Here is a 24,081-nt window from a genome sequence, read left to right as displayed (position 1 = left end):
CTATTTTGTGTTTATTCCACGGTTACACTTTTTGCAAGATTTCTTGGCATATCCACATCATTGCCAAGTTTGATAGCAATTTCTAATGCTAAAACTTGTAAAACTACCATCATGGAAAAAAACTCTTCCATATAGCTTTGTGCTTTAGGGATATAAATCATGTCATCAGCACTTTCACATTCTTTTGGGCTAATTGCACATATTGTAGCATCTCTAGCACTAAGTTCTTCAACATTGCTTTTAATTTTTTCAAAAAGTAAATGCTCTGGCATTAAGGCAATGGTAAAAAGATTAGAATCTGCAAGTGCGATAGGTCCATGTTTCATTTCTCCGCTAGGGTATCCTTCGGCATGAAGATAGCTAATTTCTTTGAGTTTTAGTGCACCTTCTAGAGCCAGAGGGTAAAAAATATCCCTACCAATAAAAAAGAATCCATGACCATGTAAATATCTTTTAGAGAGTTTTTTGATTCTCTCATGCATTTTGTTATTTACTTGTGTGGCTTTGATGGCAGCAAACATAAAAGAGATTTCTTGTGCAATGTCTTTTTTCTCTAGTGTTTTTCTTTGTTGCGCAAAAAAGAGAGCAAAAAGCCAAAGTACTAATACTTGTGAAGCAAAGGCTTTTGTGCTTGCAACACCTTTTTCTATGCCTGCGCGTGTAAGGATTGTATGATCGCTTTCTCGCACAATAGAGCTATTTTCTACATTACAAATTGCAAGGGTTTTTTGTTGATGTTTTTTAGCAAGCTTTAGAGCTTCTAGAGTATCAGCAGTTTCTCCACTCTGGGAAATACTAATAAAAAGTTCCTCTTTATCCATCACAAATCCTGCATATCTAAATTCACTTGCAATAGCAATATTTACGCGGATTTTTGCCATTCTTTCTAAAAGATATTTTCCTACCATTGCGGCATGGTAGCTTGTTCCACATGCACAAATCGTAATACTTTTGATCCCTTCTAAAAAGCTATCATCAATATTTTCTAGAGTGATTTGTTGAGTATCTGTTTGTATGCGCCCCATAAGTGTTTCTAATAAAACGCGATGTTGCTCATAGATTTCTTTTTCCATGAAATAGCGAAAACCCTCTTTTTGTGCAAAGCTTTTATTAATGTTTAGAGGTTGTATAGAGGGGAGGGTATAAAAATCTTCAATACCCAAAACACCTATTTTTCCATCTTCAAGATAGCAAACCTCTTTTGCTAATCCTACTAAAGGAGAATCAGAACTTGCAAAATAAATTCCTTCTTCACCTTTTCCGATGATAAGTGGAGAGCCATTTTTGGCATAAAAAACTTTGTCTGGCATGATTTTTGTGACAAGCAGTATTGCATATGCACCTTTGCAAGAATTGATTGTTTTTTCAAATGCTTTTAGCGGATCTTTTTGTTCTTTAAGATTATCTTCAAAAAGATGAATGATTACTTCTGTATCTGTTTGGCTTAAAAAGTGATAACCTTTTTTTTGTAGCATTGTTTTTAATTCTGCATAATTTTCTATGATTCCATTATGCACTACGCTACTAAATTCTCCGCTGTGAGGATGTGCATTTATTTCTGTGGGCTTGCCATGTGTCGCCCATCTTGTGTGGCCAATCCCAACACCAAAGCCTTGTGTTTCAAAATATTTAGTTTTTTCGATGAGGTTTTGGATTTTTCCTACGGATTTAAAAGAAGAGAGTTCATTGTGGCTTAAAATTGCAAATCCTGCGCTGTCATAACCACGATATTCTAGTTCTTCTAGCCCATGTAAAAGTATTTTTTTGATATTTTTTTCACCTATGTAGCCCACGATTCCACACATACTCACTCGCTCCATTTTTTAAAAAATTTTAGCATAATTTTTTTCAATCATTCAATTTGAAATTAACTCTTTAAATATTATTTTTAAAAATGGTATTTTTTGGGAATTTTTTAATATCTAGTTGCGAAGATGGAGGGATTTTGCTGTTTTGGTAGAGTTTTTAAGGATTAAAAATTATTTTTTTAAATCTCTAGTTGGGTTTGTTTTTTTGTAGAATTACTCTTCGTATTTTTTCCCCAAATAATATCCTAAAGTTCCCCATGCAAAAGAAAGCAAAGCACCTACAAGTAGGGTTAAAGTGATGCTAATTTTAGCTAGTGCTCCCTCAAGTTGTGCTCCTAGGGTATCTCCACCACGATATACCACAGAATCTAAAAAATTTTTAACTTTGTATTTTTGTTCTGAATTCATCGGCACAAAAAGCATTTCTCTACCAGGTTTGATGAGAACATATTCTCCGATTCTGCGGATACTCATAATAATTACAAGTGGCAAGAAACTAGGATGACTAAAGGCTAGTATGATAAAGCCAATTCCTACTAAAAATCCTAAAGTAGAAAGCAAAAATTTTGCTCCAAATTTCTCCATGATTCTTGAAGTAGCAAAAATCTGTAAAAATAAGCTTGCACTTTGTACAAAAAAATCAATATTTGCAAATACGCGCACACGCTCATCACGCGTTGTAAAAACAATTTTTACGATTCTTGCTTGTTCCATGTATAAAAATGTCGATACACTTGTCAAAAGCAAGATAAAAGCTAAAAAGGTTAGTAGATATGGGGATTGTATAATAATCTTAAATCCTGAGAAAGGGTTTTTCACTCCCACAGGTTGAAAAAATCTTTGCTTAAATTCTTGTTTTTTGTCTTCGGCTAAAAGTAAATAGCTTTCTTTAACAAGTAAGCTTTTTAGTATAACAGACAAAAGTATCAATACAATAGAGATTGCGATAAAATGTACATGTCCTAAAATTACAATAAGTTGCGCAACTCCAAAGCTTCCTAATATACTTCCTAAACTAGATCCCGCCATTACGATACCAAATAATCTTTTGCTACTATCTTTATTAAAAAGATCGGTTAATAAACTCCAAGCACTTGAGATTACAAAGATATTAAAGACACTGACCCATATAAAAAAACAACGAGAAAGCCAAAGATAATATGAGCTAGAGGGACTAATAAAATAAAATGCTATATAAAATCCTACTAAATTTAATGCAAAAAAATAAAAAATACTATTAATGTAGTAGCGTCTTTGTACTCTTGAGCTTACAAACATCGCTACTATAGAGCTTAATAATGTTGCAAGAAAAGTTCCCATAAAAAGCCATTTTAATTCTTCTTTGCCTCCTTCTAATCCTAGGGCATCTCGAATAGGGCGCAAAATAGAATAGCTTGCAAAAAGTAGCAAAATAAAACTTACACTATAAAGTAGCAGTTTCCATTCTTTAGGTTTAAGTTTGAAAACTTTATAAAATAATTGCATTTTTTCCTCTGATTTTGGTGTGATAGCAAATTTTTTCACACTAAATTTATCTTGATAAAATGTTATAATCAATAAAATCTAATCCAAGGAAAACAGATGCCCTTGTATGTCTTTATTGTGTCTAAAAAACAAAATCTTAAAGCCACGCAAAAAAATCTAGAATCTATCCTGTAATGTATTATTATTTACTTGCTTTACTCAAAAACAATACCCCATTACTCACTTATGCATCTAAGGAAAAATGTGAAATTTTTTCTATTGTAAGTATTACTTTGAGAAATAAGGCGCAAGAGGCTGTTATAATAAAAGAAGTGCAAAAACCACCTTTTGCATGCAAAATGCTTGAGCCGCTAGAGTTATCTTATACATCATTGCAAAAACATCTTGCAAGTTTTATTGCTAAATATTATTGTGCAAGTTATAGCGATACCTTTAGTCTTTTTGTTCCCAAAAAAAATATACTACCTTTTATGCAAGATAATTTAAAATCTAATTTGCAAATGACAAAAACACCTTTATCTTTAAATCTTAATCCTTTAAACTCTATACAGCAAGAAGCTTTGCAATTTTGTCTTACGCAAAATTTTACGCTACTTTTTGGCGATACAGGGAGTGGAAAAACAGAGATTTTTTTTCATCTTATTAAAAATGCATTAGAAAAGAATCAAACCACACTTTTATTGATGCCAGAAATCTCTCTTACTCCCCAAATAGAAAGAAGGTTAAAAAAAGCTTTTGGTGATATTTTTGTTCTTTGGCATAGCAAATTAACTAAAAAAAAGAAAAAAAGTAATTTGGAAAAAATTCTAAATCATGAGGCAAAGATCATTGCAGGGGCAAGAAGTGCGCTTTTTTTGCCTTTGGAATCTTTGGGGCTTATTATTGTAGATGAAGAACATGATGATGCCTATAAGTCGCAAAAAAAGCCTCTTTATAATGCTAGAGATCTTTGTTTGTTTCTTTCTAAAAATGCTGATATTAGAGTAGTTTTAGCATCTGCTACCCCAAGTGTATCTAGTTATTTTTTGGCAAAAAAAAATCATAGTATTTTTCGAATCAAAGGTAATTTTCATCAAACACAAAAAACATTTATTTTTGATCGTTCTGTTGAGATGGTTAGCCCGGCATTACTATCTTATCTTCAGCAAAATCTTATGGATAAAAAACAAAGTATTATTTTTGTTCCTACGCGCGCAAACTTTAAAACTCTTGTTTGTCAAGATTGTGGTCAAATTATCACTTGTGATCATTGTAGTATTGCAATGAGTGTGCATGTCAAAAAAAATCTTATGCTATGCCATTATTGTAATTTTAGTATTCCTATCCCTAAAGAATGCCCGTATTGCAAAAGCAAGGATTTTGTTTCTAACCGCATTGGGACTGCGCAGTTAAAAATAGAATTACAAAATATTTTACCCGATGCAAAAATAGAGATTTTAGACAAAGATCATGCACAAACTAGCAATAAAATGAATACCATTCTCCAGTCTTTAAAGAATTATGAAATTGATATTCTTATCGGGACACAAATGATTGCAAAGGGGCATGATTATCCTAATGTGTCACTATCTGTGATTTTGGGCATTGATTACACATTAAAAGGAGTTGATTTTAGAAGCATGGAAAAAGCTTTTCAATTGCTTTATCAAGTTGCAGGGAGAAGTGGAAGGGTATCTGATGGAAAAGTGTTTATCCAGAGTCTTAATCCTACTTTTTTGCAAAAATATCTTACAGATTATGAAGATTTTTTGTTTTATGAAAAACAAAACAGAAAAGAACTTTATCCTCCTTATAAAAAGTTGATTTTATTGTTGTTTAATCACAAAAATGAAAGCAAAGCCAAAGAAGATATGGAGTTTATTTTGCAAATTTTAGAGGGTTGTAATTCTCAAAGTTTTTCTATTATAGGTGCACAGAAAAATTTGATTGAAAAAATTGCCAATGTTTTTCGTTATCATATTTTATTAAGAGTGCATCAAATTATCCCTACATTAAAAATTATCCAGCAATTACAAAAGCAATACCCACTTTTTGAAATCGATGTTGATCCTATAGATTTTTATTAATAAAATAAATTTTTATAGGAGAGTATTTTTTTGAAGATTTTAAAGTTATCGTAAAGTTAGAATCAAAAAGAGGGGATTTTAAAAATTACCTCTTTTTATTTTTGGGGTGATAATACTTCAAATTTATCCTTACTCCTTATTTTCAATGATTTTAATCTCATCAGGAGTGAGGGTGTAGAGGGTATAGACTAGGGAATCAATTTCTTTTTCTAGCTCTCAAAAAAAGTCATTGCTCCTCTCTTATCATTATTTATCTTAGCTTGGGATGATGGAGTTTTTGCGCGCAGTTTTTTGGAGAGAGAATAGAAGCGAAAACATCAAGATACAATACACCACAAAGATTATCAATTTGCAAAACTTAGATTAGCAATGTTTCTGTAAAAAACCCTTCAAAGTCTCAAGATATAGAGAATCAAAATCAAAAACTTTTGAATACGCCTCCTTTCTCTTTTTTTCATCAAGTAGCCCCAAAGCCTCAAAATAAGCATATCGAGCTGATTTCTTGTGAATATTTTTTGCGTAGTCGGGATTGTAGAGGGAGATACAAGTTTTGTATCCTTCAAAACATTGACATACTTGAGGCTCTTTGGCTATGGCAAACAGAAGTGTTTCTAACTCACCTTTTTGAGAGTTGTTTGGGAATAGGAAAATCTCGCTCTTGCTTAACAACTCTTCACTCTCTCTGATAAGTCGCTCCATAGTATTTTCACAGCTATCATCACTATCAAAAATCACCAAAATCTTCTGCCCCCTATCTCTTGCTTCTTGAATACTTGACCGTATATTGATATTAATAACATTACCATTACACACTAGTATTTCTGCATTTGAATACCCCAAATATTTCAAATACACTTCCAAAAACTCTCTATCTTGTTTACCCTCTACAAAGATTTTGACATACATTATCTCTTTCCTCTTGGATCAATTCGATCAAGAGTAAAGTAAGCTTCACCATCTTGGGAATAAGGATAGGTTTTTACTCCCTTTTGTGTGGAAACGACTTTATAAACCCTGCTTTTCTCTCCTAAAATCTTGCGTGAAATATCCAAAAACTCAATACTGTGGGTTGTAAAAAAGAATTGAAAATCTATTTGCTTTGAAAGTTTAAGAATACTTGTAAGAAGCTTTTGAATACTTGAAAAATGTAAGCCATTTTCAATTTCATCGATGCACACACAAAAGCGTGTATGCCATTGCAAAGCCACAAGCATAAGAGCCAAAATCGTTGTATATTTTTTAAATCCCTCCCCCAAAAAATTGATATTAATTAGCTTAGAAACCCCCTCAAGATTGACAAGAATGCTATTCTCTTGTGCTTCAATATCTCTCACTCTATCATCAAAGAGCTTGAGATACTCTACTAGCTCTTCTCTCTTTTTTTCTTTCCTCACAATGTCAATAAAATATTTCAATCCCCATTGCTCAATATCGCTTGATAAAAATACAGCAAGAAGAGGGGGTGTAGATCCTGATCGTTCTGCGTACTGGACATCACCGTTAGGCTGAACACTAAAGCTGGTTGTATATTCTTCTTGATTATATTTTCTAACAAGACTCAAACCATTGGTTTTTTGTTCTAGCATACTTGGAGGGGTATGTTTGATTTCATCTTGAGGGTAGAATATTTTGTCATTTGTCATTGGGTAGATTTGAGTTTGTACTTCTTGAGAATCAACCACAGCAGCAATCTCGATAGGTGAGAGAAAATTAAAATTATAAAAAAGTGAAGTAAGATTGGATGGGAGTACAACGGTATGACGAAAGTTTTGAATCTTGATCAAAGATCCAACCTCTTCAGATCCACAACAGATTGATATCGCTTCCAAAATACTTGTTTTGCCACAACTATTTTCTCCAACAAAAATGTTAAATTCTCCAAAATCTTGGATTGCCAAGCTTTCTATCCCTCTAAAATTATTAATCTCAATTTTTTTAATCATTTAAATTCCTCAAGATAAATTTTGTTTCTCAATGCAAATATTATTCCCTTCTAACTTGGAATGATAGAGTTTTTACGAGCGGTTTTTTGAAGAGAGAAGAGCAAGAGTATCATCACAAGAGTGTAGAAAACCAAAAGGAGATTTTCAACACCCGAGCGAGGAGATCTATCGATAAGATTCATCACTCCAAAGATAAGAGAAGGCTTGCAATAGGCAATCCAAAAAGCAATACTAGAAAAAAAGAGTAATCTGCTCCATCTCCAAAAGAGACTGCAAAATCCAAAGAGATAGACTAAGCCTATTATTTTGCTTTGTGTGAAAAAAGGCACATTAAAAAACCCTACAAGAGTGCCCTTGGAATGATTATCAATAAAGGCTTGAAGATTTGTCCCATATTTACAAGCAAAAAGAGCAAGTCCAAAGCCCCCAATCACAACAACTATCCAAGAGATGATTTTGAGCAAATCGGTGTGATGGTCTGAAGTATGGCGATAGAGGCATAACTGCCACTTATCTATCCAATCTCTCCAATTCCAAGATTCTCTAAGCTTGGAATCTAGCTCGATTTCTTTACAATAGAGAGATTGGGTATTCCAAGATGAAGATTCGATGATGCTTCCATTATTGTTTGAGATCTTTTTTATGCTTATTGTTGTTTCTTGATAGGTTTGTAGGAGTGTTTTTGGATAGGAGTTTGATTCTAAGAAATACTGGTTGATTGGATTGTCTGTATATAAAATTGGTGTAGAAGATTTGATAAGCCAACTAGAAGACATAGGATTTGGAAGGACTTCTGTCTTTTTGTCTGCTTGCTGAATCCAATTTTGCAAAATATCAAAATCAAAAAATGCTCTAGTAAAATGAAAAACTGCTAGTCGCTCATCCGCGATTTTATTTCCTATAAAAATCAATGGGGTAGAAAGCTCGGAGAGTGAAAGATCAAGATTTGATTGAAAAGTGCAGAGCCGCACCTCCAATCCATAGAAAGTGTTTTCGCGTAAAATGCACGCACCTTCAAAATACGAATCGCTTAAAACAAATGGGGTTTTTTTGAAATGATTGTTAGTTGCAAAGAGGGAATCAATCACCCTTGTAGAGCTAATTTCAAACCGATTGCAAAATATACATCTTTGCAAAACAATATTATCGAAATGATTGTGTTCTGCGATAAGAACAGAGCCGTGGATATAAGATGATAATATTTGAAGTTCTTTGATTCTTGCATAAGAGATATTGATAGCCTGAAAATGAGTTTCTCTAAAATGCAGGATTAGACTAGTTGCTGTCCGTATTGAAATATCAACTTTAAAAATACATTTTTCAAAACAAATAAAATACTCTGAATTTTTTGGAAAATCAAATTTTCCAATCGTTTTGCCCTCAACTCTAGCAATCTTTTCATCTGGACAAAGATTGATATCTTGAGCATTTAAGTCAAGTGCTTGTGCGACACCTTCTCTGATGCTCTTTATCAATTGAGGGTCATCCATTCTTTCCCTCGATGATTGCGATTTCTTCAGGAGTGAGGGTGTAGAGGAAATAGACTAGGGAATTGATTTCTTTTTCTAACTCTTGGGTGTTGGCTTTTGGGTTTTGCTCTTTTGCTTCTAGAATCTCCTCGACTAAAGCAATGATTTTATCTGCTATAGATTGGTTGGATTCTGTGATTTGTGGGATTGGAAGGTTTCTAATATGCTCTGGAACAATATGGTAGTCATCTCCTCTAAGATTTGCTAGAAGTTTTTGAGCGTATTTGGAATTTAAAATTCCCAAAATATATTTGAGATTCATATCGCATGAAAGTTGTTCCATTGATTCTCTATCAAATCGTGAGTAACGCTTGATGCTATCTTTGATGCTTCGATTTTCCACACCTCTTAAATCTTTCCACAAAACAACGAGTCTTATCCCTTGTTGGCATACAATTTGATTGCTGAGATCTATCATTGCTTTAAGCTCGCCAAGACAATTGATCATAATTTTTTGACATAAATACAGCTCTCTAAAAGTTGGTCTGCTCACTTGGCTTGGCACTCTTTCCGTATCGTATTCGATATATCTTTTTTGTTTTATTATGAACCTATCTATATCTTTTGCTTCTAAATACACACGAGAGTGTATTTTTGTTCTTGTGGGATTAATCAAATCAATGTTGCTAAAATCACCATTTTCTGAATGCAAAACCATACCCTTGGAGATATAACAAAAATCTCCTAAAATATTTAAATCAGAATGACGACTTGAATCTCTTTTTTCTTGAGTGGTGTTCCACACTTGGGTTTTTTCATCTTGAATGAGTTCAGAATATGATTTTTCAAATTGTTTGGTAATTTTGAGATTTTCATCAATTTGTGAAATGGCAAGAGTATTGAGAGGTGGCTGTTTTTTAGCAAAAACAATACAATTTGTTACTGTTGCACTTTCAAATACTTTTGTTCCTCTCAAATCTGTAAGTTCATAGAGATTAAAGTTTGAAGTTAGCATTTCTCTTAGCTTTTTACCATAAATTTGATTTGTGAGCGGATAGGGAATAATCATCGAACAAATTGCATTTTCCTTGCAAAGATATGAGATACCAAGCTCAATAAAAGGGATATACAAATCCCACTTTGAAGCAAGGCTTTTAAATCTTTTGTTTGAGGCAAGGATCTTTCTTTGAGTGCTGAGCTGAGGATCTTCCTCTTGTGAGGGTGCAGAGATATAAGGCGGATTACCTATCACCACATCAAACTCTTTGATTTCAAACATAATCTCACTATCAAAAAATCCTGCCACACTTTGAGGATTGAAGGGGTCATACTCAGCAAGTGGAGAAAATTCATAATTTTTAGCGATAATTTTTTGAGCTTCTCTATACTGCTTTTGTAATTTTTCTTTGTCTGAACTATTGAAGTATTTCTTCATTACTTTTCTGATAGTGGAATAAGCATCGTGGATGAGAATGTTGTCATTTTTTGGCATAGGGATCAGGGAGTTTGCACTGACAAATTTAAACTCAAGGTTTGGCAGTGGAGCAATATAATCTTTATCTTCTTCACAAATTAGAGAGAGAAAGCAACGCAACCTTGAAATCTCAATCGCCATAGGCTGGATATCTATCCCATAGATATTGTTTTGCAAGATTGAGAGTTTGCGAATATATGTCGGGTCTTTGCCTTCATTTTCTTCTTTGAAGCCTGAGGATTGAATATTGAAAAAAGCTTTGGCTTGAGGATCAAGAGCTTCTAAAATAGAGCAAATCTCTTGAAGCATTCCCATGGGGAAAGCCCCACTTCCACAAGCAGGGTCTAAAACTTTGAATTCTAGAAGTGCCTTCATAATGTCAAGTGCTTCTTTGCCTTCAAAACTAGAGGAGTGGTCAAAAACAAGGGTTTTGAGTTGTGTTTTATCTAGGTTTGTTTTGTCTGTCAAATACTCTAAAATTGAACTTTTTACCATATAGCTGACGATTTCTCTAGGAGTATAGTAGCTCCCTGTTTTCTTTCTAAGAGAATTGAGCTTATCAACTTTGTTATCTGTAAAAAGCACAGAGAGAAGACTCTCAAAGATCATTCCAAGCATTTCAGGATCCAATCCCACTTCTTGATCTAGTGGAGTGGATTCATCGATGGTGAAGTGAAATGTATCAAGCATCGCAAAAAAATCTTTAAAAAGTTGATTGGGGATCTTGAGTGTGTTGATGTGAGCTGTGGGGTTTTTGGAGTCAAAAAAATCTCCTTCTTGTGGAGCAAAAAGTCCTCCATTGAGATAGGGAATATTCCTCAAGAGTTCTTGAATCTCCTCAGAGATGAGACTGTAATTTCTCTTGTCTTTTTCTGTATTGAGGGTACCGAAAAATAGAGGTTCCAAAACATCGTGATAGTAGTTCTCTGATAGGTTTGTATCCCAAAGTTTTGAGGGGATCACTTCCTTTTTTTCCAAAAATTTACAGAACAAAATCCTAGAAAACATTCTTAAGATAAATTGGCGAGTGTGAGCATCTTCTTGCTTGGTTGGGAATTTAATCTCGTTTGCAAACTTTTCAAAAGACTCGACAATTTCGTTATAAAACTCTTTGGTTACATTTTCTGCTGAAAATGCTTGAGTAATGGCTTCTAGGGGGTTTAGAGATTTTTCAATGTTTTCAACAAGTTTTGTAAAATTAAGTAAGGCTGTTTTATTGTTGTTGCCAAGAACAAAGCTTTGGCGTTTGGGATTGCTGTAATCAATGTTTCTTTTCTCATTGAGTGAGCGAGTGATAAGAGAAAGCCTAAAAGTGGGATTCCCCTTTTGATAAAAACAAGCCAAAATCGCACTTCCTCCAATACTTCTCAACCTCTCTTTCAGTTCTTTGTGAAGTCCGACTTTGGCATTGACTGAATCCACTTCAAAAACATAAAATTGGAGAGTTTGAGAATTTCCCAAATCTAGTGGTTCAGAGAGACAATATTCTTTTTTGATATAGGTAAAGTTTTCTTCAGGCTTTTTAAAATCCTCTGTCAAAAACTCAAATCCTTCTTTATTTGAAAAAACATAAGAAACAAAGTCCTTATATCTTTGTGTGTCAAATTCTTGTGTTACAAAGTTTGAAATCTCTTTTGCAATATCCATTATCTATCCTTTTTTGTTGTGTAGCTAAGTTGTAGTGAAGGTTTGGCATATCGGATTGTAACTTTGGACTTACTATTCTCAATCCTCATTTTTTCTTTGAGTTCATTTGCAAGTTCGTTTAAATCAATCTTTCCTGCAATTATTTGCTTCCTTATTGAGCTATCAATATACACACCTCTCTCAAGAGCTTGGATTAAACAATTTTTTTCTTCTAAAGTGAGCAATACATTGTGTTGAATATAAAACTTTGCCTCATTTACCTCTTTTTTGTCTAAGTGATTTGTATTCCTTTGTGGATTTTTGACTTCTTCTTTGTGGGTTTCCCACACTAAGTCTGCATCAGCATAATGTAAGTCTTTTGAGAGTGGTATCTGGGTGCTTTCAAGATGAGTTTTAAGATGTTGAGCCATTTGACAGAAATCAACCCTTTTTGCTTGTCGATTGTCTCCTTGTGTAGAGACTTGGTAAAAATACTCTCCTAAAAATTCTAGCGTGTGGTTTGGATGAATTTCTTGCACACTTTGTTTGAAATAAAAAAAGCTCTCATTTTCTCCGATCATTGAACCTCTAACCTTATTTGGTAGAGATTTGATACGATTAAATTCTTTTGGATCATTCCTATAAAGCTCAAGAATATCTGCTAAAAACTCCACTTCAGGATCAATCTCTTCTCTTTTGTTTTTGCTTGATTGGTGGAGACCTTGAGTTCCTGCTTCTTCTTCAGGAGTATAGACTGCATTATCTTCTCCAAGTGTGAAATGGAAGCTTTGGAGTTTTTGATAGACTTGCTTTCCAAATTTAAGCGTTTCTTCCCCGATATTACTTGGTTGGAAGTTATAGATAAGGATATTATTATGCTGTGTTCCTACACGATTGATTCTTCCTGCTCTTTGCATTAGGATTGTGGCATTCCAAGGTGCATCGTAGTTGATGATGGTATCAGCTCTGTGCATATTGACACCCTCAGAGAGCGTGTCAGTGGAGATAAGGATTTGAATATCGTGTTTCCATTGTTCTTGAGAAAGGTTTGCATCAAAGTTTTCTTTGATTTTATCTTGATAATCTTTGCGATTATCAGAATCAACCTGCAATAATCCATATTGTGGTAAATATTGTGGTAAAAGCTTTTCTAGCTTATCTTTGAGATAGTGAGCTGTTGTTTGAGCTTCTGTAAAAATAATGACCTTAGGGGTATCTCCTTGAATTTCTCTCTGTAGTTGGATTTTGACTTGCTCTACTAATTTCTTAAGCTTGGAATCTTCATTAATTTTTTCCCATTTTTCTAACAAATTCCCTAAGGCATCCAAGTCTTTTTTGAGGTTGTTAAGATAATTGGGCTTAAAGTCTTTATAATCAAGCTCCATAAGTTTATCTTTGTATTGCTCATAAAACTCCTCATCTATTCCATTTTCGTTATCGCTTTCGAGTGCTTCATAGTAAGCATCAAGATTGCTAAGATTTTTCATAGGAATATAGACTTTACCATCTTCTAGCATCTTAACAAGTGTGCGAAGCGAAGTGATTTGTCGTTTAAGAGTTTGTTTAAATGAATAAATACTTGATTCGAAACGTTTAAACATTAGGGACTTCATAAGCCCTGTCAATCTCTCTGCGGTTTGCTCATAAAATTCCCCATTCTTTTTTGTCCCCATTTTTTCTTGATAGATTTTTTGTCCTTCAGGAGTGAGGTTTGGATAAATCAAATAGCGGTAATAACCATATTTTCCAATTGTGTTAGGTTCAATCTTGAGAAGCTTGAGTGTTTCCTCTGTTAAGTCCCTCACATCGTCTTTTAGTTCGTATTCAAGTGGTGTTGGAGCAGGAGTTTCGGGAAAGGCAATACCTTGAGAGTCTAAATCATCTTTATAAAGCACTTTCACATCGTTTCGAGTGCGTCGTATCATAATGTATTTAAGCACTTCATCTCTCATTTTATTGGAGATTTCACGCAATTGTTCTTTGAGATCTTCTTTTTGCTTCTTGTTTGTTGCTGTATCTTTTTTTCCATCAAGTTCTTTAAGTTTATCTTTTATATTTTTATATTCTTTTTGAATTTTGCTAAAAAACTCTTCTAAGTTGCGGAGTTTTCCTATGCGTGAGTTTCTTGGGTCGGTAAAAAGATAGATTTGATTTGCTAGGTCTTGAGGTGAGTTGTTTTGAGGTGTAGCAGATAGGAGAATTACTTTTTTTGTATATTTTGTTTCTTCTTTACATATTCGGTAAAGCTGCTCATAGCGTTGGGATGCTTTGGATTTGAAGCGATGCGATTCATCAACTATCACTATCCCATAATTTTGTGGATCTATTTCATGAAGCATATCGTGAGTTATTATTGTTCTATGGCGATTGATGCCTACTTTGTCAAAATGATCTTCCCAATTTGCTTTAAGAGCTGGAGGACAAGTTACAAGGATTTTTCCTCCAAGTTTCCCACTTACTTCAAGTTTTTGGGCAATAATTGTAGCAATAAGAGTTTTTCCTAATCCTACAACATCAGAGAGAAAAAAACCATTATATTTTTCTAGTTTATTTAAGCCATCTTTAATAGCATGAATTTGATATTCTAAGGCTTTATAGCCATCGGGAAAGAGGGATTCTATACTCTCATCTCTTCCAATTTTATCTATTCCAAAGTGTTCTATAAGCATTTTGTAATAAAGCTCTTTTGGAGTAAGTGTGGAAAGATAGGATTCTTGTTCAATTGCTTTTATATCGTCTAATGAAATTTCGATACTCTTTTCCCACAATTGACTAAACTCATAAAGAGCAGTTTCTATATCCTGACTATCTCTTAGTTCCGCATTAAATTCATAATATTCTACAAGTCCATTATGGCTAAGGTTGGAACTTCCTATAATGACAGAACCCTGATAGTCATAGCTTAATTCTCCATTAGCTTTTGTGATAAGTTGGGGCTTGCAACTCATGATATAGAATTTTGCATGAACTCTTTTTTCACGAATAATACGCATTTTTATCTTCTTATTTTTTATAGCTTCAAGGAGTTGATAAATAGAGAGATCGGTATCTTGTGAGTAATTTTCATCATTATTAAGTAGATGCACTTGTTCTTTGGCAAATTGTTTGATAAACCTCTCTTTTTTTGCTGTCGCAAAATCAATGTTTTTATCTACAAGATCAGCGATAATGGGATCTAGGTTGATACCTACAAGGATTTTTACCTCTTCAATCTGATCAAGCTTATTTTTGATAATGTCATTGAGATGCTTGAAGCCACTGATTTGAAAATATCCAATAAGAAAATCAAGATAACTTATGCTTTGTGCAGAATTATTGATAATTTGACTTAGCTTGTCTTTGAGCTTTATGTCTGTATTATTGATAAATTTGGAGTTTTCATTCTTGCGTGGGGCTGGACGAACATCTGACATAACTAACCTTTGAATAAAACTGAGTAGGAGGGATAATTCTATCAAATAGCCCTTGATAAATCAAGACAGATAAAGGTATTAGAGAAAAAATATTTTTAGATAACTTTAAGCTACTAGTAGGAAAACAAAAACCTAATTAAATCAAAAATTAAATTAACCAAAAAAGAATCAAAGTCTAAAAAAAGTGTAAAACTCTTTGATATTTTTACTCCCCCCCCCCCTTTTTTTTATAGTATTCTTAAAAATTTGAAAATCTAAAGAAATAGAGAGATTTTATGTCTTTTGTTGTATGGAAATTATTTTCTAAAATTTACAAGAGATTTGCAACATATAGGGCTTTTTTATTTTAAAGTTGTTAGTTGCAATTTAGTGGCAAAAGAGATCCAAAGAATTAAAGTCCGCCAAAGCGTCGTTCTTTTTTTTTGTAGGATTTGATGATATCAGATAGTTCTGTAGTGCTAAATTCCGGCCAATAAGTTGGTGTAAAATAAAGTTCTGCATAACTAATTTGCCAAAGTAAAAAATTTGAGATTCTCATTTCTCCTCCTGTACGAATTAATAAATCTACATCAGGAAAATCACATGTATCAAGATTTTTTGCAATAAGAGATTCTAGGTTTTCTAGTTCTTGTGGTGGGTTTTTTAAAAGCTTTTTAAAAGTGCGGGTGATTTCATCTCTAGAACCATAATTTAAGGCTAGGGTTTGTGTAAGACTTGTATGCATTTTGGTAGATTCTTCAAGTTCGCAAATCATATCTTTGAGTGGATTGTTAAAAACTTCGATATTTCCGATCGCCTTAAATCGGATATTGTTTTGCAAATAGGTATTTTTTTCTTTTTTGAGGTATTTTAATAAAAGCTTCATTAAAAAATCTACCTCAGCTTTTGGGCGTTTCCAATTTTCTGTAGAAAAAGCAAAAAGTGTGAGATATTTGATAGAATTTTTTGCACACCAAATTGTAATATCTCGAACGACTTTTGCCCCCTCTTGATGACCTATTTTGCGAGGTTTATTGCGTATTTGCGCCCAACGCCCATTGCCATCCATGATAATGGCTAAATGATTAAGGTTATTCATATTTTTTTCCTTATGTTTTGGGAAGCAGGGATTTTTTGGTTTTGATTCCTAGTTCTTCGAGCTGTCTAAACCGATTGCTAAGGTTTCCGCTGCCAGAGATAAGTTTATTTTCTAGTTCATTTTTTGCTTTTTCTAGTCTTTCTGTATGGGTTTTGATTTCATTAAAGCTATCTATTACTCCTGCAAACTTGTCATAAAGCTTACCAATCTCTTCAAAAGCTTTAGTGACATTTTCATTTCGTTTGATGTTTAGCCATGTGATATTGATAGTTTTAAGAGCCATGAAAAGTGTATGAGGCGTGGTAAGATAGACTTTTTTTTCATAAGCATATTGATAAAGGCCAGGATTACAATCTAGTGCTAGATCCAAAATATTTTGATAAGGGATAAAAAGTAAAACAAAATCATAAATATTAGAATCTAAAGAAGCATAAGGTTTTTTGGCAAGTTCATCAATTCTTGCACGAAGATTTTTATAAAGTTCCAATTTTATTTCATCTGTGATTTGCTCAAAATCAAATTGTGTGGGAAGAGAGAATTTTGCATCAACAATAACACTTTTTTCGCGTTCTAAATAAATAATAGCATCAGGAATGTATTTTGCATCTTCATCATGCATTACATTTTGTAGTTTATATTGCTCACCCTCTATCAATCCGCTATTTTCCAGGACACTTTTTAGTTGGATCTCTCCAAAATTTCCACGGATTTTTTTATCTCCTTTGAGGACTAGAGCAAGTCTATCGGCATTTTTTCCTATAAGTTCTGAAGATTTAAATATATTATCAATTTCAATTTTAAGACGTTCTTCATTTTTTAGCAATCTCTCTTCATAGCTTTTTACTTGATTTTTGATAGGAATAAATATCTCTTCAAGTAGTTTTTTAGAATCTTCATTAATGAGGTTTTTATTTTGAAATAAAAGAGCCTGGTTTTGCTCCTTGAAATTTTTTTGTAATTCTTCTTTGAGTGCAGAGAGATTGTTTTGGTATTGCTCGTGCGCATTTTTTAGATTTTGTGCATGATCATCTCTTAATCTAGATAGGGATTTGTCATATTCACTTTGTAAAAAGTTTTTTGTTTCCTCGAGATTTTGATTTTTTAATTGTAGGGTATTTTTCTCATTTTCGAGTTTTTGATTTTTGGTTTGAAGTTCAAGATAGATTTCTTGTAATTTTTGTTGATTCTTTTTAATTGAAAAAATATAAAAAATTAAAATTACTAGCAATATCGCTAGCAAAATATTTATGATAATTAACATTACTTTGCCACTAGCACAGAAATAGGTGATGCATTAACAAAGCTATTTTGATGTGAATTGAAAATGCGATGCAAAAGTGAAGATTCGCTAGCGCCAATAATTAAGAGTTCGTATTCGCTCGCAATTTCTAAGACCATATCAATAGGATTGCCAGTTTTTAATAAAGTCTGACATGTAAAACCTAAGTCTTTAAAAGAATTAAAAAAGCTTTGCAAAATTCTTTGAGATTCGTGGTTTTCTCTATCTTCAATCATTTCATAATCTACAATTCCACTTTCAGCATAGATAATTGTTTCTGGTATAACATGTAAAAGAGTGAGTTCAATACTCTCTTTTTGATCACCAAAAAGTCTATTAATCGTATGGATTGCTTGCCTACATTCTTCTGTATCATGGACACCAAATAATATTTTTTTCATTTTTTTACTCTCTTTTTGGGATGTTGTTATTTTATACAAAATTTATAACATTTTCTAGGATTATTGTTTTGCATAATTGATAAAATCATAGTTTTTTTGATCAAATTCTCCAAAATAAGGAAATATCATAACTTTACTTCCGGCATCAAACATGGTAGCCTTGGAATCAAAAATTGCAAAATGTGTGCAATGATAAAAAGTGCTAATGGCATTAGGGCTATGTTTGAGATAGGGGATGAAGTACTCATCTTGCAGTGTGCCAAGTAAAATTTGTGCGCGATTTCCCTTGAGGCAAAGAGGGGTTTTTAAGATTCCGTATTGTGCTATAGGTGTGTATGCATTACCAAGTCCAAGACGGAGGATTGTAGGGATTAATAAGGCTAGTAGATTGAGAATGCCACTTAAAGGATTACCAGGAAGACAAAAAAGATAACAACCATTAATTTGTGCAATCATGAGTGGCTTACCAGGTTTTAAATTGATTTTGTGATAAAAGATTGTTGCGTGATGTTTTAAAAGGATTTTTTCAAGTAAATCTTTTTCTCCCACACTAGCCCCACCACTTGTGATGAGTAGAGAATATTTAGCGGTTGCTTGCAATAGTGCTTCTTCTAAACCCTCATTGTCTTTTAGGATTCCAAGATAACTACAATCAAATTGATATTTTTGTAAAATTGCTAAAATGCTTGGTGCATTGATGTTGTAGATTTGGTGAGGTAGGGCAGTTTCTTTGGGGTCTATGATTTCATCTCCTGTAGAAAAAACACCAATTTTTAGCTTTTCAAAGACTTGGACTTGTGCAATGCCTTGCGATGCAAGAAGACCGATGATTGTAAAATCAAGTTTGCTTCCTTTTTTTGCTATAAGATCACCTATTTTTTTTTCCTCACCTTGTTTGCGGATATTGTCATAGGGTTGGAATTTTTTATGAATATTTAAAACTCCATTTTCTAAGTTAGCCAACTCAAAGGGCACAACAATATCGGCATTTTGCGGAATCATTGCCCCTGTCATGATTTTGATAGCTTCATTTTCTTTTAGAGTAATTTTTGTTGCATCTTCTCCAGCAAAAATACTTCTTGTGCAATGAAGTATTTCTCCTTGCTGTTTGGAAGAAATAGCATAGCCATCCATTGCAGAATTATCAAAAAGCGGTAAAGGGCGCGTGATAAAGTAATCTTGTGCGAGAATATAACCCTGTGCTTCAAAAAGATCTTTTTGTAAGGTTTTTAAAGAAGGCAAGGGGAGAGAATTGTTGATTTTTATTGCGTCTTGAAGTTCTATCATTTTTAATCTCCTAAAAAAGTTTTTCCAAGATCTCAAAACTTGATTTTAAGTAGGTTAAGAAATTATTCATAATAGCAGGTATTATAACAATTATTGCAATAATGGCAATGGCAATTTTGACGGGGAATCCAATGGCAAGAAGATTAAATTGTGGATGAGTTTTCATAATCATTCCAAAAAGAATATCACTTAATAAAATAAGGCCTAAAATTGGAAAAGCCATTGCAAACCCAATGCTAAAAAGTAGGGAAAAATTATATACAATGCTCTCTAGTAAATTTTGATTGGGAGTGAATAATCCTAATGGAATTTGTGAAAGACTTTGTGCAATAAAAGAAAAAATAAGATGGTGAAAATTTGTTTGCAATGCTAAAAGAATGGCGAGCATGGACAAAACTTGCCCAACAATTGGTTTTTGCGATCCGGTGGCAGGGTCATAAGCACTTGCTATAGTAAGTCCCATTGCAAAACTAATACTATCTCCTGCAAAAGTTAGTGTAGATAGAACAATTTGTAAGATTAATGAAGTTAAAAAACCAAACAAGAGTTCTAGTGTTCCTGCAATTAAAAAATGTATAACATCATAGTTAAGTGGTTGTTCAGGGAGAATGGGAAAAAATACAAGACACATAAAAAAAGCTAATGCCCCGCGTATTCCCACAGGAATCAATCCAGAATCAAAAAAAGGGAAAAAGGCAAAGATTCCTGCAAATCGCAATAAAAGTAGTAAAAATCCTTGTGTATTGTGTTCTGTTAAGAGTGTTAAAAACTCCATTTATTCAAAATCCCTAAAAATGCTACCAATATCAATATTTTTTATTACTTTTGTGCCACATTTTTTTAAAATTACTTCTGCGCCTTCTGTGAGGTCTTTGGAAGAAATGCCATGAGCAATAGAGATTTTTGCTTCCAAATATGCGCTTAATAAATCACAAATTTTGAGAAATTCTCCATAAATAGGTGAGTATTCATCTTGATTGTATTTAAAAATTTCTTCACCTTCTATATTTTCGATAAAGCAAGAAATTTTGTAGCGATTGCTAAATTCGTTATGTGTGAAATAAACAATATCATCAGCAATATTTTCAGGTACGATAGAGAGGATTTTTTCTTTCACAGCTTTTTCTTCTAATTCTTTGATTTGTTGATCAAGCCCTTTTACACTTTGTTTGATTGGAGAGATAATATCGCGCGTTAGTATTTCAGGAAGATCGTGAAAAAGTCCACATAAAAAATGATTGATTCTCATTTGTTTACAAGCATCAATATCATAGCTTAAAAGATAGCTACAAATTGCTACAACAAGAGTATGTCCCAAAACGCTTGTAGATGGGATTCGTGGTGTTTGACTCCAGCGTTTTTGAAAGCGGAGTTGCCCAAACATTGTGATGAGTTCTTGGATATTTTTAAACAAAATAGTTTTTTGCATACCACTTAGATGGTAATGGTTTTCTACTTCTAGATCAATGGATTTTTTGATATTTTGCACATCATACATATAGGGATTGAAATGATAGATAATATCAAACTCCCATTTAGATGCATAAAAATGTGCCGCTTTGAGAATTTGTGTTTCAATGGTATTTGGTGGATTTTTGAGATAGTTGTGCATTGTGTCAAAAAAAGGATATTCAGAAAGTTCATTTCGTAATTTTTCAATTACAAAAATACTTAAATTATCGCGATAATTTTTTTGCAATGCATAAAAAATAGGGGGTTTAATATCTGTTAAAACAATGCGTGAAAAAAATTCAAAACAAAAATGAAGAATAAGTTTTTCCCAATCAATATTGATTTTTTTTTCATTTTCCTCAATTTTTGCAAATAAATAAGCGATTACAAATTTATGTGCTTGTTTATCAAGTTCTGTAAATTCAATAGGTGTGGCTTGATCATTCCATCTTCTAATAGATGCAGCAGTAAAAATATATCTTAAAAGCGAGGTGCTAAGTCTTGGTTTTTTTAATTTTTGTTTCATCATCTCTCCGTTATTTTGCAAAATCGACAGATCGTGTTTCGCGAATCACACTGACTTTAATTTCACCAGGATATTGTAGAGTGTTTTCAATTTCTCTTGCAATATCATGAGCTAATACTATCGTGTCTTCATCTTTAATGAGGTCTGCTCTTGCAATTACGCGCACTTCTCTTCCCGCACTAATGGCATAGGCTTGTTTTACACCTAGTTTTTGTGAAGCAATTCTTTCAATATCTTGCATGCGATGCAAAAAGTTTTCTAATACTTCTTTTCTTGCTCCTGGTCTTCCTGCACTAATAGCATCTGCTGCACAAATTAGAGCTGCTTCAATGCTTTGAGCTTCTTCACCACCATGATGAGATTTTATTGCATTAATTACTACGGGATGTTCATTGTAGCGTTTACAAATTTCAGCACCTAAGGTTACATGGTTTCCGCTACTTGCATCTTGTGTGAGAGCTTTGCCAATATCATGCAAAAGTCCTGCACGACATGCTAGATCTGGATCAGCACCTAGTTCTGCAGCCATAATTCTTGCGAGTTTAGCCACTTCAATAGAATGTCCTAATGCATTTTGACCAAAGCTTGAACGGTATTTAAGTTTGCCTAAAAGTTTCTGAATCTCTGGATGAATGTTGTGCAATCCTAGTTCTGTAATAACTTTTTGCCCTTCTTCTTGAATACTGTTTTCCATGTCTTGAGTGACTTTTGCATAGGTTTCCTCGATATGCGTAGGTTGAATTCTTCCATCTTCTATGAGATGTTCCATAGTTTTTACTGCAATGGCACGACGATAGAGATTAAAGCTACTTAAAATTATGCTACAAGGTGTATCATCAATGATTACATCTACCCCAGTAATCATCTCAAAAGTCTTAATATTTCGTCCCTCTTTTCCAATAATTTTCCCTTTGACTTCATCGCTAGGGAGATGGATGGTGTTGATGAGTTTTTCTGCAGCAAATTCTCCTGCATAGCGACTTGTAGCTTGTGCAATGATATAACTTGCTTTCTTTTTTGCGAGTTCTAGAGCCTCATTTTCGTAGCGTTTTATTAGTCTTGCTTGCTTGATGCTTAGTTGTTTTTCGAGTTGCTCAAGTAGGATTTTTGTGGCTTCTTCAATAGTGAGTTGGGTGTAGGAACTTAGTGTGGTGGTGATTGCATTTAGTGCTTCTTGATAATCTTTAATAAGTTTTTTTTGTTCAACTTCTTGATAAAGTAGCTTGTTTTTCAGTGTAGAAATTTGATTTTTTTCATTTTCTAAAAACGCTTGGTCTTTTTGTTCTTTTTCTTTGAGTTTGTATTGTTTTTCTTTGAGTTCACAGAGTTTTTGATTATATTCTTTAATGATTTTTGAATTTTCATTTTCAAAATGTTTTTTTAGTTCCAATTCTTTTTCTTGAAGTTTGATATTTTGATTCTGCAAAATCGTGGTAGCTTCAAGTTCAATAGCCTTAGCTTTAGCCTTAGCTTCTTTAATAATAAAATTTGCATCAGGATAAAAAAATTTTTTAAAAATAAAAAAGGCGATGATTCCGGCCAGAAAGCCTACTATAGAAGCTATGAGAAAATAAGTTATCATTTTTAATCCTCTTTATTCTATAAAAATTAGAAATAAGATAATCCCCTTGGATATCGTGATCCTGCGTGATCTTATCTTTAGAAAAAAATAAATTTTTAGTTATAAAAATAATTTTTGGTTTTTTTTTCAATTTGGCAAAAAATAAATCATACATTCCTTTGCCAAAACCAATCCGCCTGAAATCCTTATCAATTCCTAGTACAGGGATAATTGCAATATCAATTTTTACATTTTTGGCACATGTTTTTGATTCTAAAATGCCATATTTATTTTTTATTAATGGTAGCTTAAATTCTACAATATCAAAGCTAATTCCTGTTACTTTTGGGATAAATATTTTATAGTTTTTTTGTTTTTTTAGGCGGTAAAGAAGTGGAAAAATATTTACTTCTGTTTTTAAGGGGCAATAAAGTAAAATATTTGTTGCTTGAAGTTTTTTAAGCATTTCAAAAAGCGTGTCATGTATTTGGTGTTCGTAAAAATAGTTTGCTTTATTTTGCATTTTGCTTTTACAAAACTTGCGAAATACCTCTTTTTGTGTCATGCTTATCCTTATTTTTGGAGAAGTTTTGATAAATCTTGATTCTTTTATTTTTTAATTTTATAATTTTATTTAAAAAGATAGGTCTATGAAAAAAATATTTGTTTTGTTATTCGCTTGTATGATTTTGATGATTACAGGATGCCAAAATCAGACAAAGCGATATGGAAAAAGCTATACATTTCAAACTTTAGAAAAAGAAAAAATACAGATTTATACAGATATTGATTTTTTTAATCTTGTTTTTAAAAAGAAAAAAAAGAATGTATCAAATACGCTAGTTTTCTTTTTTGATCCTAAAAATGAGGCATGTTTGGAATATTTTGAGGTGTTGAATAATTTGCAAGCTGGGTATGGGGATTTGCAAGTTGTTGGAGTTTTGAATAAAAATATTAAAGAAGAAGATTTTGCAGATTTTATTGAAAAATTTCAGATTAATTTTTTGATTTTAAATCCTATAGACAATAAAGATATTTTAAAAGATTTTGCGTTAAAAATTTCTTTGCTTAGCGGTAGGGAGGATAAAATTGCTGCAGAAAAAATACAGCTACCTTTTTTATTGCTTTATGACAAAAGTGGTAAAAGATTTGAGATGTATAGCGGTGCAGTGCCACAAGAAATGTTTATGCATGATCTTAGTAATTTATAAAA

Annotated in this window: 17 protein-coding genes and 1 pseudogene; 2 read left to right on the top strand and 16 right to left on the bottom strand. The window is 32.9% G+C overall.

Translation table 11 applies throughout. From position 1 onward, the window contains the following. Positions 1-11 precede the first annotated feature (11 nt). Both glmS and LW133_RS05095 read right to left on the bottom strand, forming a co-directional pair. Complete coding sequence (gene glmS, locus LW133_RS05100) at positions 12-1,805, bottom strand: glutamine--fructose-6-phosphate transaminase (isomerizing) (protein WP_233037800.1); 1,794 nt, start codon at positions 1,803-1,805, stop codon at positions 12-14. 216 nt (positions 1,806-2,021) lie between these two features. Next, positions 2,022-3,365 (bottom strand): NTP/NDP exchange transporter, encoded by a 1,344-nt coding sequence (locus LW133_RS05095; RefSeq protein WP_332908896.1) that lies wholly within the window; start codon positions 3,363-3,365, stop codon positions 2,022-2,024. 101 nt (positions 3,366-3,466) lie between these two features. Here LW133_RS05095 and LW133_RS05090 point away from each other — a divergent pair, with 101 nt between their 5' ends. Next, positions 3,467-5,359 carry a primosomal protein N' gene (locus tag LW133_RS05090; protein ID WP_233077298.1) on the top strand — a complete coding sequence of 631 codons (1,893 nt, stop codon included), beginning with the start codon at positions 3,467-3,469 and terminating at the stop codon, positions 5,357-5,359. A 129-nt stretch (positions 5,360-5,488) separates the two neighbouring features. Here LW133_RS05090 and LW133_RS07435 read toward each other — a convergent pair. From LW133_RS07435 to LW133_RS05025, 14 genes and pseudogenes are all read right to left on the bottom strand, one after another. After that, positions 5,489-5,575, bottom strand: a pseudogene (locus tag LW133_RS07435) (class I SAM-dependent DNA methyltransferase); the annotation flags it as partial. A 147-nt stretch (positions 5,576-5,722) separates the two neighbouring features. Continuing rightward, positions 5,723-6,265 (bottom strand): DUF3226 domain-containing protein, encoded by a 543-nt coding sequence (locus LW133_RS05085; protein ID WP_233077297.1) that lies wholly within the window; start codon positions 6,263-6,265, stop codon positions 5,723-5,725. Beyond that, complete coding sequence (locus LW133_RS05080; protein ID WP_233077295.1) at positions 6,265-7,302, bottom strand: AAA family ATPase; 1,038 nt, start codon at positions 7,300-7,302, stop codon at positions 6,265-6,267. The genes LW133_RS05085 and LW133_RS05080 overlap by 1 nt, the downstream gene beginning before the upstream one ends. 50 nt (positions 7,303-7,352) lie before the next feature. After that, positions 7,353-8,792 (bottom strand): hypothetical protein, encoded by a 1,440-nt coding sequence (locus tag LW133_RS05075; protein ID WP_233077293.1) that lies wholly within the window; start codon positions 8,790-8,792, stop codon positions 7,353-7,355. Further along, positions 8,785-11,892 carry an Eco57I restriction-modification methylase domain-containing protein gene (locus tag LW133_RS05070; protein ID WP_233077291.1) on the bottom strand — a complete coding sequence of 1,036 codons (3,108 nt, stop codon included), beginning with the start codon at positions 11,890-11,892 and terminating at the stop codon, positions 8,785-8,787. Before LW133_RS05070 ends, LW133_RS05075 begins: the two co-directional genes overlap by 8 nt. Beyond that, positions 11,892-15,284 (bottom strand): helicase-related protein, encoded by a 3,393-nt coding sequence (locus tag LW133_RS05065; RefSeq protein ID WP_233077289.1) that lies wholly within the window; start codon positions 15,282-15,284, stop codon positions 11,892-11,894. Before LW133_RS05065 ends, LW133_RS05070 begins: the two co-directional genes overlap by 1 nt. A 391-nt stretch (positions 15,285-15,675) precedes the next feature. Beyond that, positions 15,676-16,362: a di-trans,poly-cis-decaprenylcistransferase gene (locus LW133_RS05060; RefSeq protein ID WP_233077287.1), complete on the bottom strand. Its 687-nt coding sequence runs from the start codon at positions 16,360-16,362 to the stop codon at positions 15,676-15,678. Positions 16,363-16,372: 10 nt separating this feature from the next. Further along, on the bottom strand, positions 16,373-17,623 hold the full coding sequence (gene rmuC / locus LW133_RS05055; protein ID WP_233077285.1) for a DNA recombination protein RmuC: 1,251 nt from the start codon (positions 17,621-17,623) through the stop codon (positions 16,373-16,375). After that, positions 17,623-18,042, bottom strand: a complete 420-nt coding sequence (locus LW133_RS05050; RefSeq protein WP_233077283.1) for a universal stress protein — start codon at positions 18,040-18,042, stop codon at positions 17,623-17,625. The genes rmuC and LW133_RS05050 overlap by 1 nt, the downstream gene beginning before the upstream one ends. 60 nt (positions 18,043-18,102) lie before the next feature. Further along, positions 18,103-19,329, bottom strand: coding sequence for a molybdopterin molybdotransferase MoeA (locus tag LW133_RS05045; protein WP_233077281.1), 1,227 nt, complete (start codon positions 19,327-19,329; stop codon positions 18,103-18,105). A gap of 10 nt (positions 19,330-19,339) precedes the next feature. Then, complete coding sequence (fliR, locus tag LW133_RS05040; RefSeq protein ID WP_233077279.1) at positions 19,340-20,104, bottom strand: flagellar biosynthetic protein FliR; 765 nt, start codon at positions 20,102-20,104, stop codon at positions 19,340-19,342. After that, positions 20,105-21,307, bottom strand: coding sequence for an HD domain-containing protein (locus LW133_RS05035; RefSeq protein ID WP_233077272.1), 1,203 nt, complete (start codon positions 21,305-21,307; stop codon positions 20,105-20,107). Positions 21,308-21,317: 10 nt separating this feature from the next. Beyond that, positions 21,318-22,889: a ribonuclease Y gene (gene rny / locus LW133_RS05030; RefSeq protein WP_233077270.1), complete on the bottom strand. Its 1,572-nt coding sequence runs from the start codon at positions 22,887-22,889 to the stop codon at positions 21,318-21,320. Continuing rightward, positions 22,819-23,433, bottom strand: coding sequence for a 5-formyltetrahydrofolate cyclo-ligase (locus LW133_RS05025; protein ID WP_233077255.1), 615 nt, complete (start codon positions 23,431-23,433; stop codon positions 22,819-22,821). The genes rny and LW133_RS05025 overlap by 71 nt, the downstream gene beginning before the upstream one ends. Positions 23,434-23,518: 85 nt before the next feature. Between LW133_RS05025 and LW133_RS05020 the strand changes: the two genes are divergently transcribed. Continuing rightward, entirely contained in the window at positions 23,519-24,079 is a 561-nt protein-coding gene (locus tag LW133_RS05020; protein ID WP_233077241.1) for a TlpA family protein disulfide reductase, read from the top strand. Positions 24,080-24,081 lie beyond the last annotated feature (2 nt).

The sequence above is a fragment of the Helicobacter anatolicus genome (assembly GCF_021300615.1).
Classification (GTDB): domain Bacteria; phylum Campylobacterota; class Campylobacteria; order Campylobacterales; family Helicobacteraceae; genus Helicobacter_H; species Helicobacter_H anatolicus.
This window is presented reverse-complemented; position numbering and strand designations above follow the sequence as displayed.

Coding starts and splice junctions, on each gene's coding strand:
- glmS (WP_233037800.1), bottom strand. CDS start 1,805: ATGTGTGGAATCGTGGGCTACATAGGTGAAAAAAATATCAAAAAAATA.
- LW133_RS05090 (WP_233077298.1), top strand. CDS start 3,467: ATGTATTATTATTTACTTGCTTTACTCAAAAACAATACCCCATTACTC.
- LW133_RS05085 (WP_233077297.1), bottom strand. CDS start 6,265: ATGTATGTCAAAATCTTTGTAGAGGGTAAACAAGATAGAGAGTTTTTG.
- LW133_RS05080 (WP_233077295.1), bottom strand. CDS start 7,302: ATGATTAAAAAAATTGAGATTAATAATTTTAGAGGGATAGAAAGCTTG.
- LW133_RS05075 (WP_233077293.1), bottom strand. CDS start 8,792: ATGGATGACCCTCAATTGATAAAGAGCATCAGAGAAGGTGTCGCACAA.
- LW133_RS05070 (WP_233077291.1), bottom strand. CDS start 11,892: ATGGATATTGCAAAAGAGATTTCAAACTTTGTAACACAAGAATTTGAC.
- LW133_RS05065 (WP_233077289.1), bottom strand. CDS start 15,284: ATGTCAGATGTTCGTCCAGCCCCACGCAAGAATGAAAACTCCAAATTT.
- LW133_RS05060 (WP_233077287.1), bottom strand. CDS start 16,362: ATGAATAACCTTAATCATTTAGCCATTATCATGGATGGCAATGGGCGT.
- rmuC (WP_233077285.1), bottom strand. CDS start 17,623: ATGTTAATTATCATAAATATTTTGCTAGCGATATTGCTAGTAATTTTA.
- LW133_RS05050 (WP_233077283.1), bottom strand. CDS start 18,042: ATGAAAAAAATATTATTTGGTGTCCATGATACAGAAGAATGTAGGCAA.
- LW133_RS05045 (WP_233077281.1), bottom strand. CDS start 19,329: ATGATAGAACTTCAAGACGCAATAAAAATCAACAATTCTCTCCCCTTG.
- fliR (WP_233077279.1), bottom strand. CDS start 20,104: ATGGAGTTTTTAACACTCTTAACAGAACACAATACACAAGGATTTTTA.
- LW133_RS05035 (WP_233077272.1), bottom strand. CDS start 21,307: ATGAAACAAAAATTAAAAAAACCAAGACTTAGCACCTCGCTTTTAAGA.
- rny (WP_233077270.1), bottom strand. CDS start 22,889: ATGATAACTTATTTTCTCATAGCTTCTATAGTAGGCTTTCTGGCCGGA.
- LW133_RS05025 (WP_233077255.1), bottom strand. CDS start 23,433: ATGACACAAAAAGAGGTATTTCGCAAGTTTTGTAAAAGCAAAATGCAA.
- LW133_RS05020 (WP_233077241.1), top strand. CDS start 23,519: ATGAAAAAAATATTTGTTTTGTTATTCGCTTGTATGATTTTGATGATT.